The 15,004-nt window shown below is 34.1% G+C and carries 16 protein-coding genes; 11 read left to right on the forward strand and 5 right to left on the reverse strand.

The window, feature by feature from the left end:
* Positions 1-36 precede the first annotated feature (36 nt).
* Together truA and DFQ03_RS06055 are read left to right on the forward strand one after the other, a co-directional pair.
* Positions 37-786: a tRNA pseudouridine(38-40) synthase TruA gene (gene truA, locus DFQ03_RS06050; RefSeq protein ID WP_133672277.1), complete on the forward strand. Its 750-nt coding sequence runs from the start codon at positions 37-39 to the stop codon at positions 784-786.
* The gene (locus DFQ03_RS06055) at positions 779-2,545 is read left to right on the forward strand and encodes an ABC transporter ATP-binding protein (RefSeq protein ID WP_133672278.1); all 1,767 of its coding nucleotides are present in this window, start codon (positions 779-781) and stop codon (positions 2,543-2,545) included. The genes truA and DFQ03_RS06055 overlap by 8 nt, the downstream gene beginning before the upstream one ends.
* Here DFQ03_RS06055 and DFQ03_RS06060 read toward each other — a convergent pair whose 3' ends face one another.
* Genes DFQ03_RS06060 through folP form a run of 3 tightly spaced genes read right to left on the reverse strand, consistent with a single transcriptional unit; the run spans position 2,546 to position 5,007 of the window.
* Positions 2,546-3,343 carry a DUF3667 domain-containing protein gene (locus tag DFQ03_RS06060; protein ID WP_133672279.1) on the reverse strand — a complete coding sequence of 266 codons (798 nt, stop codon included), beginning with the start codon at positions 3,341-3,343 and terminating at the stop codon, positions 2,546-2,548.
* The gene (locus tag DFQ03_RS06065) at positions 3,343-4,128 is read right to left on the reverse strand and encodes a diadenylate cyclase (RefSeq protein WP_073242879.1); all 786 of its coding nucleotides are present in this window, start codon (positions 4,126-4,128) and stop codon (positions 3,343-3,345) included. The genes DFQ03_RS06060 and DFQ03_RS06065 overlap by 1 nt, the downstream gene beginning before the upstream one ends.
* Positions 4,129-4,182: 54 nt before the next feature.
* A complete protein-coding gene (gene folP, locus DFQ03_RS06070; protein WP_133672280.1) occupies positions 4,183-5,007 on the reverse strand; it encodes a dihydropteroate synthase in 825 nt (274 codons plus the stop codon).
* A 103-nt stretch (positions 5,008-5,110) separates the two neighbouring features.
* Here folP and DFQ03_RS06075 point away from each other — a divergent pair, with 103 nt between their 5' ends.
* The 5 genes from DFQ03_RS06075 to DFQ03_RS06095 are packed head-to-tail and all read left to right on the forward strand — an operon-like array spanning position 5,111 to position 8,699.
* The gene (locus DFQ03_RS06075) at positions 5,111-5,656 is read left to right on the forward strand and encodes a DUF1599 domain-containing protein (RefSeq protein ID WP_133672281.1); all 546 of its coding nucleotides are present in this window, start codon (positions 5,111-5,113) and stop codon (positions 5,654-5,656) included.
* Positions 5,657-5,664: 8 nt separating this feature from the next.
* Complete coding sequence (locus tag DFQ03_RS06080; protein WP_133672282.1) at positions 5,665-6,762, forward strand: BT_3928 family protein; 1,098 nt, start codon at positions 5,665-5,667, stop codon at positions 6,760-6,762.
* Positions 6,763-6,802: 40 nt separating this feature from the next.
* Positions 6,803-7,552 carry a triose-phosphate isomerase gene (tpiA, locus tag DFQ03_RS06085; protein WP_133672283.1) on the forward strand — a complete coding sequence of 250 codons (750 nt, stop codon included), beginning with the start codon at positions 6,803-6,805 and terminating at the stop codon, positions 7,550-7,552.
* 14 nt (positions 7,553-7,566) lie between these two features.
* A complete protein-coding gene (gene prmA / locus DFQ03_RS06090; protein ID WP_133672284.1) occupies positions 7,567-8,403 on the forward strand; it encodes a 50S ribosomal protein L11 methyltransferase in 837 nt (278 codons plus the stop codon).
* 20 nt (positions 8,404-8,423) lie between these two features.
* Positions 8,424-8,699 (forward strand): ATP-dependent Clp protease adaptor ClpS, encoded by a 276-nt coding sequence (locus DFQ03_RS06095; RefSeq protein WP_133672285.1) that lies wholly within the window; start codon positions 8,424-8,426, stop codon positions 8,697-8,699.
* A 134-nt stretch (positions 8,700-8,833) separates the two neighbouring features.
* Here the strand turns inward: DFQ03_RS06095 and DFQ03_RS06100 are convergent, their stop codons facing one another.
* Positions 8,834-9,055 carry a hypothetical protein gene (locus DFQ03_RS06100; protein ID WP_036157855.1) on the reverse strand — a complete coding sequence of 74 codons (222 nt, stop codon included), beginning with the start codon at positions 9,053-9,055 and terminating at the stop codon, positions 8,834-8,836.
* Positions 9,056-9,616: 561 nt separating this feature from the next.
* On the opposite strand from DFQ03_RS06100, the gene uxaC reads away from it, so the two are divergent.
* From uxaC to DFQ03_RS06120, 4 genes are all read left to right on the forward strand, one after another.
* Positions 9,617-11,023, forward strand: a complete 1,407-nt coding sequence (gene uxaC, locus DFQ03_RS06105) for a glucuronate isomerase (RefSeq protein ID WP_133672286.1) — start codon at positions 9,617-9,619, stop codon at positions 11,021-11,023.
* Between the two features lie 135 nt (positions 11,024-11,158).
* On the forward strand, positions 11,159-12,136 hold the full coding sequence (locus DFQ03_RS06110; protein ID WP_133672287.1) for a TRAP transporter substrate-binding protein: 978 nt from the start codon (positions 11,159-11,161) through the stop codon (positions 12,134-12,136).
* Between the two features lie 5 nt (positions 12,137-12,141).
* Positions 12,142-12,600, forward strand: coding sequence for a TRAP transporter small permease (locus DFQ03_RS06115; RefSeq protein WP_243834435.1), 459 nt, complete (start codon positions 12,142-12,144; stop codon positions 12,598-12,600).
* Entirely contained in the window at positions 12,600-13,895 is a 1,296-nt protein-coding gene (locus DFQ03_RS06120; protein ID WP_133672633.1) for a TRAP transporter large permease, read from the forward strand. The genes DFQ03_RS06115 and DFQ03_RS06120 overlap by 1 nt, the downstream gene beginning before the upstream one ends.
* 68 nt (positions 13,896-13,963) lie before the next feature.
* On the opposite strand, the gene DFQ03_RS06125 is transcribed toward DFQ03_RS06120, so the two are convergent.
* Positions 13,964-14,986, reverse strand: coding sequence for a LacI family DNA-binding transcriptional regulator (locus tag DFQ03_RS06125; RefSeq protein ID WP_133672288.1), 1,023 nt, complete (start codon positions 14,984-14,986; stop codon positions 13,964-13,966).
* Positions 14,987-15,004 lie beyond the last annotated feature (18 nt).

Below are 15,004 nucleotides of genomic sequence, written 5' to 3' on the forward strand. Positions count from 1 at the left end.
TAATATCTTTGTGAGATACAAAACTAGCACATACTTTTGAGATTCTTCATTCAATTTTCATACTTCGGTAAAGCATATCATGGCTGGCAATATCAGCCAAATGCCATAACTGTTCAAGAAGTGCTGGAGAACGGCATGTCTAAACTTTTAAATTCGCCTGTCTCGCTTATGGGTGCTGGCCGAACAGATACTGGTGTTCATGCGAAAGAAATGTATGCCCATTTCGATATTGATATCTTAGAAAATATTTCTGACTACATTTTTAGATTAAATTCTTTCTTGCCAAATGATATAGCGGTAGATCGAATTTTTGAAGTTGAAGATGATGCACATGCACGTTTTCATGCCACCGCAAGAACGTATGAATATAAAATCGATAAAAAGAAAGATCCTTTTTCAACAGATTTAGCTCATTTTGTAAAAAAGGATCTAGACGTTGTTCAAATGAATAATGCAGCAGCATTATTGTTGGGTAAAAAGGATTTTGAATGTTTTTCTAAATCGAATACAGATGTGTATACTAATATTTGCGACCTAAGAGAGGCAAAATGGGAACAAAAAAATAATAAGCTTGTTTTTACCATTACAGCAGATCGGTTTCTTCGCAATATGGTTAGAGCCATTGTCGGAACATTAATCAATGTAGGATTGGGTAAATACCCTGCAGACTATGTTAATACCATATTAAAAAGTAAGGATAGAACAAAAGCAGGCGTTTCTGTTCCTGCAAAAGGATTATATTTGACCTCTATTGTTTACCCCAATACTATTTTAAAGAATGGATAAGGATTCTGGCAAAGCATTTGACACTCGTCTTTTTAAACGCTTACTCGCCTATACAAAACCGTACAAAATTACATTTTATGGCGTTGCTTTGGCTGCCATATTATTGTCTTGTTTTGCGATTCTTACTCCCTTAATCGTCAAAAAAATTATTGATGAAGCTATAAAAGAAAGCAATGCAGAAATGTTGCTTTACTTAACCATTGCTATGTTGGTGGTGTTGCTTGGTCAAGTAATATGTCAATTGGCTTTTAATTATTACGCAAACTGGTTAGGCGAATCTGTTATTAAAGATGTTCGTATAAGTCTCTTCAAGAAAATGCTTTCTTTTAAAATGAAGTATTTTGATAATTCTTCTTTGGGAGTTTTGGTAACTAGGGCTGTTGCAGATATGCAACGAATTGGCGAGATATTCAGTCAAGGTTTTTTCGTAATTGTGGCAGATTTGCTTAAAATGATAGTTGCTGCAATAGTCATGCTATTCATAAATTGGAAACTCGCTTTAATAGTTTTTGCGCTATTACCAATAATAATGTATGCTACAAGATGGTTTCAAAAAGCTATGAAAGTAGCTTTTACAGAAGTTAGGGCAGAGGTTTCTAACTTGAATTCTTTTGTGCAAGAACGAATTACGGGTATGAAAATAGTACAGCTTTTTACCCGAGAGAAAATTGAGAGCGAAAAGTTTAGAGAAATTAATGAGAAGCATAAAAAAGCTTGGTTGAAAACAGTTTGGTATAATTCCATTTTCTTCCCTATTGCAGAAATTGTTTCTTCCCTTACCGTTGGATTAATTGTTTGGTATGGCGGACTGCAGAATGTTGCTAATATATCTACGGATATAGCAGGTACTATTTTTGCTTTTATTATGTTGATCGATTTGCTTTTTAGACCACTTCGTCAAATTGCTGATAAGTTTAATACTCTACAAATGGGGATGGTTGCCGCTAATAGAGTTTTTAAAATTTTAGATACTAATAGTCATATTCAAAATGTAGGTTCTTATGAGAAGGAAGTTGTCAATGGTGATATCAAATTTGATGATGTTCGTTTTGGGTACTTAGATGATGAAGAGGTTTTACACGGAATTTCATTTGATGTTAAGGCTGGAGAAACAGTTGCGATCGTAGGTGCAACTGGTGCAGGTAAGAGTACTATTATAAATTTATTGAATAGGTTTTACGAGATTAATTCTGGCGCTATCTTGGTTGATGGCGTAGATATTAAAGAATATAAATTATCGCTATTACGTGCCCATATAGCTGTGGTATTACAAGATGTCTTTTTGTTTGCCGATACGATTGCGAATAATATTTCCTTGAAAAATCCTTCAATAAGCGTTTCTGATATAGAAAATGCGGCTAAAGCAATTGGTGTAGATGAGTTTATAACAAGTCTGCCAGGTGGTTATCAGTATAATGTAAAGGAGAGAGGTACCATGCTTTCTAGTGGTCAGCGTCAATTAATTGCATTTTTACGGGCTTATGTCAGTAACCCTAGCATTTTAATTTTAGATGAAGCTACATCGTCGGTAGATACCTATTCTGAGCAGTTAATTCAGTCTGCTACTGATAAAATTACGCAAGGGAGAACTTCGATTGTTATTGCCCATAGATTGGCTACTATTAAAAAAGCCGATAAAATTATTGTAATGGACGCAGGTAATATTGTAGAAACCGGCACTCATAAACAACTACTTAAAAAGGGTGGTTACTACAGTAATTTATATGAAGCTCAATTCTTAGCTGAGGAAGTTGCTTAATTATGATGTTATTTTCTGAAAAGTATCAGTGAAAAGGGCTATATAGACTATCCCAATTATCAATAGCACAGAACATACCGCAGCGAATAAAAAGAAAAAGAATAAAAGTTTTATTATGGTCTGCTTTATGGTTAAATTAAAAAGTTTGTAAAATACCCATGTGAAGAAACCAATTTGGAATACCAAATTGACCATGGAAACGTAGTAAAGTAATTTGGAATTCCATAAAACCAACATATAAACGGTATTGATAATTATGGACAAATGAGAGTAAGAATAGATGTTTATTACAAAATGCTCACTAAGGTTAAATTGTTTCTTATTGATAAATACAAGTCTAGAAATCAAAGCTAAAAATGGAAGCATAGCTATGTAAAAGAGACTTTGGTATTTGAATAGATACGTATTCCATTTCTTTTGAAAATCTTGTCCAAATTTTTCAGCTTCGGTTAAAGACGAAGAATTTCCATATCTAAAATCAAAATCTAAAGCATTAGGGAAAAACTCTGTGTATACATAAACAAATAATCCGCCAAGTGTAATTGCAATGGTGAAATAACTAATAGGGTTTAAATACTTTTTTCTAACTCCGTTAATATAACCGCCAATAACTTCATCTGGTTTTGTGAAAAGGTGTTTGAAGGTTCTAAGAAAAGTGTTGTCAATATTGAAAAATCGCTCGGTAGCATCATACCAGAGATTTTTTACTGTAAGTCTGTTCCGTATTACCTTAGCACCACAATTGGGACAATAACTATAATCGGTTCTTAGGTTGGTATGGCAGTTTTTACATTCCACTATATCAAATCTTGCTTAAGCATATTCCCTAATTGGGTGATGGAATCGTAAAGAACAAATTCTCCGTTTTTAATATAAGATATCAATCCTGTTTCTTCACTTACTACGATGCTTAGGGCATCGGTCTTTTCACTTATTCCTACTGCAGCTCTATGTCGTAATCCGAAACGCAACGGAATATTACGTTCGTTCGAAACTGGTAAAATTACTCTCGTAGCAACAATATAATTTCCAACGATAACAGCAGCTCCATCATGAAGTGTACTGTTTTTGTAAAAGATACTTTCAAGAATAGGTTGGTTGATTTCAATATTCATGCGATCACCTGTACTTTTTATAAAATCTAAAGAGTTATTACGTTCGATAACTAAAATAGCTCCCGTTTTGGTACTTGCCATTTTCTCACAAGCTTTTAATATGGCATCAACATCTGTGTCTGTCGATAAGCCTTCTTGCTTTAAGAATTTAAAATGCTTTACAAAGTTTCTCTTGTTGGCGAAATTGGTAGAGCCGATCATTAAAAGGAATTTTCTGATCTCTTGCTGAAAAACTATGATTAGTGCAATAAGACCTACTTGCATAAATGCACCAACCATACTACTGATCATTTGCATGTCTAATAGTTCGGTCAATTTCCAAAAAGCCCAGACGATGACAATCCCGATAAAAATATTAATCGCTACTGATCCCCTAACTAATTTGTAGATGTAGTATAGAAGTACGGCAACAAAAATGATATCTAGAACATCTGTAATCTTAAAGTCAATAAAATTTAAAAAATCCAATCAGTACCGTTTTAGTAAAATTAAGAAAATTGATGACAACAAATTCATATAAACTTAGGCAATTAATTGTTCATAGAGTTTTACACATTCCATTGCTTCTTTTACGTCATGTACTCTAAGAATTTTAGCCCCTTTCTGTAAGCAGACCATATGTAATGCTGTTGTACCATTTAATGCCTGTTCTGCTGTATTACCCAATGTTTTATAAATCATCGATTTTCTGCTGATACCAGCTAATAATGGGTGTTCTATTATGCTCATTACTTCCATTTGATTTAAAAGCTTATAATTCTGTTCCAAATTCTTTGCGAAACCAAAACCTGGGTCGATTATAATATCTTTTATTCCTAAAGATTTCGTTGCAACAAGTCTTTCAGAAAAAAATGAAAGAACTTCTTTTATGACATCATCATAATCTGTTTTTTTCTGCATGTTTTGTGGCGTGCCACGCATGTGCATCATAATGTATGGTACATGTAATTTGGCAACGGTATGTAACATGTTGTCATCTTGTAATCCCGCAGAAATATCGTTAATTATGGCAGCACCGTTTTCAATACATTCTTTGGCAACACTACTTCTAAACGTATCTATAGAGAGTATGGTGTCTGGAAAATTCTTAAGAATTAAACCAACAATGGGTACTGCACGTTTTAACTCGGTAGCTTCATCAACATTTAAAGCACCAGGTCTTGTACTATAAGCACCTACATCAATAAAAGTGGCGCCTTCGTTGAGCATTTTTTCAACCTGATTTAGAATACTCTTTTCGTCTTTGTATTTTCCGCCATCAAAAAAAGAATCTGGAGTAACGTTCAAAATACCCATTACTTTGGGCTGATTTAATGATAAAAGTTTACCGTTGCAGTTTATGGTCATTGTCAAATTTTAATAGGAATTTGTGGCATTTTTCAAGTTTAAACCGTCAATCTTGATGGTTACAATTTTTTAAGCGAAATTTACACAAATTAGATAGAATTACATGCTAGATACAGCAAAGGAATACGATGAGGTTATTAAGGTTTGTTTAAATCTATATCAGAAAAAAATGAAAGATTACGGTAGTGCATGGCGAATATTAAGATTGCCATCGCTAACTGATCAAATATTTATTAAGGCGCAGCGTATACGTAGTCTTCAAGAGAACGATGTTCGAAAGGTCGATGAAGGAGAACGTTCAGAATTTATCGGGATTATCAATTATTCGGTAATGGCATTAATTCAATTAGAACTTGGTGTTGCGGATCAGCCCGATTTAAATACTGAAAAGGCAGTTGAATTATACGCTAAGCATATTAAAATTACTAAAGAATTGATGTTGAACAAGAACCATGATTATGGTGAAGCTTGGCGAGATATGAGAGTAAGTTCATTGACAGATTTAATTTTGCAAAAACTCCTTCGTGTAAAACAGATAGAAGATAATAAGGGTAAAACTTTGGTAAGCGAAGGTATTGATGCCAATTATCAAGACATGATTAATTACGCAGTTTTTGCATTGATACATTTAGGTTCAGAATCAAAATAATAATAAGAATGAAGTATTTAGTAGGTGTCGTTAGAATTTTTGTTGGTATACTTTTTATTATAAGCGGATTTATAAAACTGAACGATCCTGTTGGATTTTCTTTTAAGTTAGAAGAGTATTTTAGTCAAGGTGTTTTAGACCTACCTTTTCTAACTCCTTTTGCTTTGGCAATTTCAATTCTTGTTGTTATTGTTGAGGTAATGGTCGGTGTTATGCTTATACTCGGCTACAAACGCAAAATTACGATTTGGACGTTGATTGCCATGATCGTGTTCTTTACATTTCTAACATTTTACTCTGCATACTTTAATAAAGTAACCGATTGTGGTTGTTTTGGTGATGCGATAAAGCTGACACCATGGGAATCTTTTACGAAAGATGTAGTGCTGTTAGTACTGATATTAATCATATATGTCGGCAGAAAATATATTACACCGTTAGTAAATTCAAAGGTCTTGACGACAGTTTTAGCAACATCGTTTTTTGCTTGTATCGGTTACGTGTATTACGTGTTAAACCACTTACCGGTAATAGATTTTAGACCTTACGAAATAGGCAAGAATATAGCAGAGGGTATGAGTACACCAGATGATGCGCCCAAAGCTATTTTTGAATACAGATGGAAATTCAATGTAAACGGTAACGAAGAAATTCATATTAGTAATGGAGATTACCCGACTGTAGACGGCGAGTTTATTGATGTTGAAACAGAAGAGATTCAGGCAGGCTATGAACCACCTGTTCATGATTTTACCATAGAACAAGAGGGAGAAGATTTTGCAGGTTCATTATTGCAAGAGCCTAAATTGGTAATGGTCATTGCTTATGATTTAAGAAAATCGAATTTAGAAGAGTTCAAGAATATAAAAACAGTAGCCGATAAGGCTATAAAAGCTGGATATAAAGTAATAGGTATGTCGGCCTCTGGACCAGATCAAACTGATGCTTTGGTAAAAGAGAATAACTTAGGTTTTGATTTTTACTTTACCGATGAAACAACATTGAAGACCATTGTTCGATCTAATCCGGGAGTATTGGTTTTAGAGAAAGGAACCATAAAACAGAAAGTACATTATAACGATCTAGGAGATTTAATCTTCAATTAAGATATTAAATTGAAATAAAATAATTAGAAACAAAAACAACATGAGAGCAAAGATAGTAGCAGGTAACTGGAAGATGAATAAGAATTTGGCTGAGACGGAAACACTTTTAGCAGAGTTATCGGCAAAATTGCCAGATACCAATGCAGAAGTTATGGTAGCGCCAACATATGTAAACTTGGCTAGTGCGGTACATGCTTTAGAAAGTTCTAAAATAGAAGTTATAGCCCAGAATATGCATTATGCTGAAAGCGGAGCATTTACAGGAGAAATTTCTGCAGATATGTTATTGAATATTGGTATCGATACAGCAATTATCGGTCACTCTGAAAGAAGAGCTTATTTTGGTGAAGATGATGAGATACTTTCAAAGAAAGTTATTACAGCATTAAATAAAGGCATTCGTGTAATGTTCTGCTTCGGTGAGGAATTAGAAGATCGTAAATCTGGCAACCATTTTAAATTGGTTGAAAGTCAGTTAAAGAATGTACTCTTTGGTTTAGTGCCATCCGCTTGGTCTAATATTGTTTTGGCATACGAGCCAGTTTGGGCAATTGGTACGGGTGAAACAGCTTCTCCAGAACAAGCTCAAGAAATGCATGCATTCATTCGTAAAACTATTTCAGAAGCATTTGACGCTACAATAGCAAACAATGTTACTATTCTATACGGTGGTAGTGTTAAGCCGGGTAATGCAGAGGAGATTTTTTCTAAACCAGATGTTGACGGTGGTTTAATCGGTGGCGCTTCATTAGTTGCCGACGATTTTATTGCTATCATTAAAGCTATTTAAGCAAAGTATTTCAAATGAGCGATACAGTATATATTGAATACCGTTTTAAGGTAAAACCTAAAGATCCGGCTTCAGACCTTCTCATTGCAGAATTGGGTGAAGCTGGTTTTGAAAGTTTTGTTGAAGAAGATGATGATGTGTTGGCATACATTCAAAAAACTGATTGGTCTGAAGGTATGTTAGAAAATCTTCCGATATTGGATAATTCGCGATATAAATTTACTTACGACTATAAAGAAATAGCTCAAGAGAACTGGAACGCTACTTGGGAGCAAAACTTTCAGCCTATTATTGTTGATGATATTTGTATGATAAGAGCTCCTTTTCATGAGGCTATTAACGTAGAGTATGACATTATTATAGAACCAAAAATGAGTTTTGGTACAGGTCATCATGAAACAACCCATATGATGCTACAGCATATTTTACAGTTAGATGTAAAAGGGAAAACTGTTTTAGATATGGGTAGTGGTACTGGTGTTTTGGCAATTCTTGCAGGTATGCGTGGTGCTACTACTATAGATGCCATCGACATTGATAATTGGTGTTATTTGAATGCAAAAGAGAATGTTGAGCGTAACGGCATGGGCTTTATTTCTGTATATGAAGGCGATGTTGCATTACTTGATGGTAAGAAGTACGATTTAATTATTGCCAATATTAATAGGAATATTTTATTGGCAGATTTACCTAGTTATGCAAAATCTTTAAACACTGGTGGTGTTTTATTATTAAGTGGGTTTTATACCGAGGATCTTGAAATGATCACACAAAAATGTACTGAATTAGCGTTAAAGTTTGAAAAAAATCTTGAACGTAATAATTGGGTTGCCGCAAAATATGTAAATTAGGAGGTATTAATTGGAATATGATGGGTACAAGAGAAGAAATTTCCGAAGAATTACTTTTAGAAGAAGAAACGATTCAACAAAATGAAATCGTTCTTTTTAATGACGAGGTAAATACATTTTATCATGTAATAAATACGCTAATGTCTGTTTGTGAGCATTCACCAGAACAGGCCGAACAGTGCTCTTTGATTGTTCATTACAAAGGTAAGTGTACTGTTAAGACTGGTGAGTATGAAGAGCTGAAACCAAAATGTTCTAAATTATTGCAGGCAGGTCTTAGTGCAGAAATTGTTTAAAACAGATTTCTAAATTTATTAGAAGTAGTAAAATAGTATTGAAATAAAAAAATCCCTTGAAGTACTTCAAGGGATTTTTTTATTTCAATTAAACTCTTAAAAGAAATTTTAATAAGTCTTTAAATGTATTAAGCTTATACTAAAGGTACTCCGTTCAATCGTTTCTCGATTTTCTTCTTTTTGACTGTAACTTCTTTCATTACATCCATTAAATTAGAATCCTTAGTTTCCTTATATATTTCATTAATGCTTAAAATAAGTGCTTTTGCCTCTCTCGATGCCTCTACTCGGTCACTAGTAGACATATTACTCATTTTTCGACCTATAAATTCCTGAGCTTTTTCAAGTAACTCCATTTGCTTCTTTTTTTTCAAAGTTAACATAATATTCAAATTACGCAATTCTTTGTCAATTGTATATAGTTATGAGGCTATTAGATAATAGTATTTATGAACAATTTAACTATAATAGGGCGTTTTGAGGATTATTTTTCAACCCACATGTTAATTTTAGCTTTCAGAATAATTTATTTTCTACTTTTTAGAACTAAGTATGATAAAAATTATGTTTAATTCAGTGCTTTAAGAGGTTTAATTGTAAATAATCTAAACCCTAGTACACAAATTAATTATTAATGTAATTTTAAGTCGGTTTACTTGCTAAATATATAAAATTAGATATATTTGTGTAATCGATTGCATTAAATTAGTTACAACTTATAAAGTAATAAGTTAGGCGCATTTTTATCAAATTAGAAGATGGGCGTGGTGTATGTATTTAAGTTTAAATGTTGATTTGAATGTGTGTTTTTGGTTCAATTTTTATAACGATCGGAGTAAAATGTTATCTATATTTCATGAATAGTGATAAGTAGTATCGAATTAGAAAGTATCAAATTACAAATGATCTATAATGTTATGATAAAAAATAAAACCTTTATAACTAGTGATTTTCTTTTAGAAAATAAATTTGCGCAAAGGCTCTATCATGATTATGCTTCTCAAATGCCAATTATAGATTACCATTGTCATCTACCGCCTAATGAGATTGCAAATAATCGTCAGTTCGAGAACCTAACTAAAATTTGGAATGATGGTGACCATTATAAATGGCGTGCGATGCGAACCTTTGGTATTGATGAAAAATTTATTACCGGCAACGCACCAGATAAAGAGAAATTTCTTGAATGGGGTAAGGCTGTACCCTATACATTAAGAAATCCGTTATATCATTGGACGCATCTAGAACTGCAACGCTATTTTGATATCGATTTGTTATTAAATGAAGACACTGCGAGCGATATTTATGACAAAGCAACAGCAAAACTTCAAACATCAGAGTATAGCTGTCAAAGTTTAATTAATAAAATGAATGTTGAGGTTATTTGCACTACAGAGGATCCTATTGATAGCTTAGATCATCACGTTAAAATTAAGAATAGCGAATTCAATGTAAATGTAAGTACCGCCTTTAGACCAGATAAGGCTATTTTTATTACTAACGATACGTATCTAGAGTATTTAGAAAAACTTTCAACTGTTAGTAATGTAAACATCGATTCTTATAAGTCTTTGTGCGATGCGCTTTCTGTACGTTTAGATTATTTTGCTGAAAATGGTTGTACATTATCCGATCATGGTTTAAGCTATGTTCCGTTTAGAGTATTTACCGATGCTGAGATTGAAAACATTTTTCAAAAGAGGACAGAAAGAAAACAATTGTCTTTAGAAGAAGATGAAAAATTTCAAACAGCTATATTGTTATTTCTTTGTGAGCAGTACCATTCTCGGGGATGGATACAACAATTTCATTTAGGTGCATTACGAAATAATAATGCCAGAATGACTCGTATTTTAGGTCCGGATACTGGTTGGGATTCTATAGGAGATTATTCTCAAGCAAGAACACTTTCAAGCTTTTTAAATGCCTTAGATTCAAAAGACAAGCTCACGAAAACTATTTTATACAATCTTAACCCCGCAGATAATGAAGTATTGGCGACGATGATCGGTAACTATAACGATGGTAAGGTAAAAGGTAAAATGCAGTTTGGTTCTGGTTGGTGGTTTATGGATCAAAAAGACGGAATGACAAAACAGTTGAATGCATTGTCTAATATGGGTTTGATTAGCTGTTTTATTGGAATGCTGACAGATTCAAGATCATTTCTTTCTTACCCAAGACATGAGTATTTTAGAAGAATTGTTTGCAACCTTTTTGGGCAGGAAATGCAGCGAGGAGAATTACCGCAAGATTTTGAATTGGTGGGGAAAATAATTCAGGATATTAGTTATAATAATGCAAAAGAATATTTCAAATTTTAATCCCTCGTAGTGGGTTTAATTCTCCGAGACTTGCCTTGAAATATAGAATATATGTTCAGAAACATATCGCGAAACCAAAGGTTGAGGTTGTTGATTTAAAATTTTAGGTAAACTATGACCTTTCAAACTAATATTATGAAAAGAATAAAAATACTATCGCTCTTTACCGTGGTCGTAACCTTTTTAAGTTGTGAAATACAGACCGAGGCAAAGACGTTGCGACTAGGTCATGGTCTAGATGTTAGCCATTCTGTACACAAAGCAATGGTTAAAATGGGTGAAGATTTGTTAGCACGATCTGGGGGTAAATTAAAACTTGAAATTTACCCTAGTCAACAATTAGGTACCGAGAGAGAATGTTTAGAGCTATTGCAAATTGGGAGTTTAGATATGACCAAGGTTTCAGTGGGAGTTTTAGAGAATTTTGCACCTAAAATGAAAGTTCTAGGGCTACCTTTTCTTTTTAGAGATCGTCAACATTCTTTTGATGTGCTGGACGGACCAATTGGTGAAAAGTTGTTGAACGAAGGTGAGAAATATTGGTTAAAAGGCTTAGGTTATTATGATGCCGGTAGTCGTAGTTTTTATACCATGAACAAGCCTATTGAAAAACCAGAGGATTTGGTCGGTGAAAAAATACGTGTAATGGAAAGCGCCACTGCTGTAAATATGGTAAAGGCTTTAGGTGGTTCTCCTACACCGATTTCATGGGGAGAGTTGTATACTTCTTTACAACAAGGTGTAGTAGACGGCGCAGAAAACAATCCGCCCAGTTTTTACCTATCCAGACATTATGAAGTTTGTAAATACTATTCTTTAGATGAACATACCGTACTACCAGATGTTCTATTGATAGGTACTTATGTTTATGATAAACTGACCGAGCAAGAACAAAAATGGTTGAATGAATCTGTAAAAAAATCGGTTAAGTATCAACGTATTCTTTGGGCGGAAGCAGAGGCGGAAGCCTTGCGAGAAGTGCAAAAAGCAGGTGTGCAAATCATAAGGCCAGATAAAACACTTTTTGCAGAAAAAGTAGAAGGCATATTTGAAGGATATAAAGAGGATAAAGAAATGTATTCGCTTATCATACAAATACAAGAAACCAACTAATTACTATGCGTAACAAAATAGATTCCGTTTTGGGCAAGACATTGGTATTGATTATGTCTGTTATGGTCATAAATGTACTATGGCAAGTATTTACAAGATATGTAACTGGTAACCCTAGCTCATTTACAGATGAGCTGGCTCGTTATCTTATGATTTGGATCGGAGTTCTTGGGGCTGCATATGTATCAGGGCTAAATTTACATGTTGCTATTGATATTTTGCCGTTACGGCAGAATAAGAAAACACAGAAAACATTGAAGATAATCGTAACCTTATTAATTATACTATTTGTCTTTTTTGCCTTTGTGATAGGTGGGTCAAGACTAGTGTATATCTCTTATGTTCTAGGGCAACAATCACCGGCACTACAATTGCCATTGGCACTAGTTTATTTTATAATTCCTATTAGTGGCTTGTTGATAATGTATTACAAAATATCTGACCTAAAAAATATTAACTCATGATGGAGCATCTACCTATTCTAGTTTTAGTACTAAGCTTTATCTGTTTGTTATCTATTGGTACACCTGTTGCTTGGAGCATAGCGATTTCATCTTTGCTGACCATGTTGGTGAGTATACCTGCAATGCCCGCCTTTACAACTGTTTCTCAGCGTATGGCGACAGGTCTGGATAGTTTTGCCCTGTTGGCAATTCCATTTTTTGTATTATCAGGCGAGCTCATGAATAAGGGAGGTATAGCCCATAGACTTATCGCTTTTGCAAAGACATTGGTAGGTTCCTTTCCTGGCGGATTAGCTTTAATAAACGTCATAGCTGCTATGTTAATGGGGGCGATTGCAGGATCCGCTATGGCATCTGCATCTGCAATGGGAAGTATTTTAGGTCCTGAAATGGAAAAAGAAGGATATTCTAAAGAATTTGGTGCTGCAGTAAATATAACTTCGGCTACCACAGGATTAATAATTCCACCGAGTAATGTATTGATTGTTTACTCTTTGGCAAGTGGCGGCGCATCTATAGCGGCGTTATTCTTAGCAGGATATATTCCTGGAATTATGACGGGATTATTTCTTATGATTGTCGCAGCGTTCTGGGCAAAAAAAAAGAAATATAAAGTAGGTAAGCGCAGCAGTCTAAAAGAAGTAGGTAAAACATTTATAGATGCCTTACCTAGTCTGTTTATGCTAGTTGTAGTTATTGGAGGTATTGTTACGGGGATTTTTACCGCTACTGAAGCTTCTGCTATAGCGGTACTATATAGTTTGGTTTTAGGTTTTGTTTACAAGGAAATCACCTTGCCTAAATTGCCTCAAATATTATTAGATTCTTCTGCTACCACGGCTATAGTAATGTTACTTATCGGTTCATCTATGTGTATGTCTTGGGCGTTGTCTTATGAAAACATTCCGCAAGACATTAGTTCCGGACTCCTAAGTTTAAGTGATAACAAGATTGTCATTCTTTTGATTATCAACTTACTATTATTGTTTGTAGGTATTTTTATGGATATGACCCCCGCTGTCTTGATTTTTACACCAATATTCTTACCGGTCGTAACCAAATTAGGGCTTGATCCTGTGCATTTTGGTATCATCATGGTATTAAACCTTTGTATCGGTTTATGTACTCCTCCCGTTGGCTCTGTGTTATTCGTTGGTGTCGGAATAGCTAAAACGACCATAGAGAAAGTTTTTAAACCGTTGTTGCCCTTGTTTATTGCAATGATAATCGCGCTTTTTTTGGTTACTTATATTCCGCAATTGAGTTTGTGGTTGCCTAGTTTATTTAATTTGTAGAAATGCGCTTTTTTGGTTAAAAGCTTAATTGGGACCGTAGATATATAGGAGAAATTTTAATTATGTATCTAATTTATCTTGCCTGACGATTTTCTAACAATCAGTTTAGCCGGTAGAACTACATTCTTGCAAATTTTTACAGTTTGTTCATTTTCAATCTGTTCCAAGAATACTTTAGCAGCTGTTTTTCCCATTTCAACAGGTGATTGGTCTACTGAACTGATTGATGTTTCTAAAAATTGAGTGAAAGGGGCATTACTAAATCCGACTACACAAAAATCATCAGGGATTTTAACCGAAAGTTCGTTTAAATATTGAACGGCACCTAGTAATCCATAATCGGTAGAGGAAAATATGGCATCTGGTGGTAGCGGTAGTTTCATTATAGTTTTAGCAGCTTCTCTCCCAGCTTCTATATCACTTTTTAATGTAACTACATATTCGGGTAAAAATGGAAGTCCGCTTTTTTCCAAAGCATCCTTATAGCCTTTAAATCGGTTTTTATATAGTTCAAGTTCTTGGTCTACTAGAAAATGGGCAATTCTCATGCAACCCTGTTCAATTAAATGTTTGGTGGCATCATAACCTCCTTGATAATCATTAAGGGTAACCGAACTAATGTTTGGAAAGTTTAACTTTCTGTCAAAAAAAATGAAAGGGGTATTTTTTTTAACAAGGTAGTCAAGTTTGTGTTTTTCGTTATTTGAATATGAAGATGAAATTAAAATACCATCGACTTGTTCATTTAAAAGATTTTGTAAAATTTTTAACTCTTTTTCCTTATTGTCATGAGTCTGTGCAATAATAACGTGGTAACCTTTAGGGTAAAGCTCATCTTCGATTCCTCTAATTACAGATGAAAAAAAAATTCTGTTGATATAGGGTACAACAACCCCAATATTCTTGCTTTTTCCACTTTTTAAAGCTAGTGCAAGTTTATTTTGTTTGTAGTTTAACTTTGTTGCAGTTGCCTGTACGAGTTCGCGAGTCTTCTCACTTATTTTTGGGTTATTGTTTAAGGCCCTCGATACTGTAGCAGCAGTAATTTTCAGCTCTTTTGCAATATCATAAATGGTGGCTTTCTTGCTCATAGAAAAGTGTAGGGCAAA

The organism is Maribacter caenipelagi (genome assembly GCF_004364175.1).
GTDB classification, from domain to species: domain Bacteria; phylum Bacteroidota; class Bacteroidia; order Flavobacteriales; family Flavobacteriaceae; genus Maribacter; species Maribacter caenipelagi.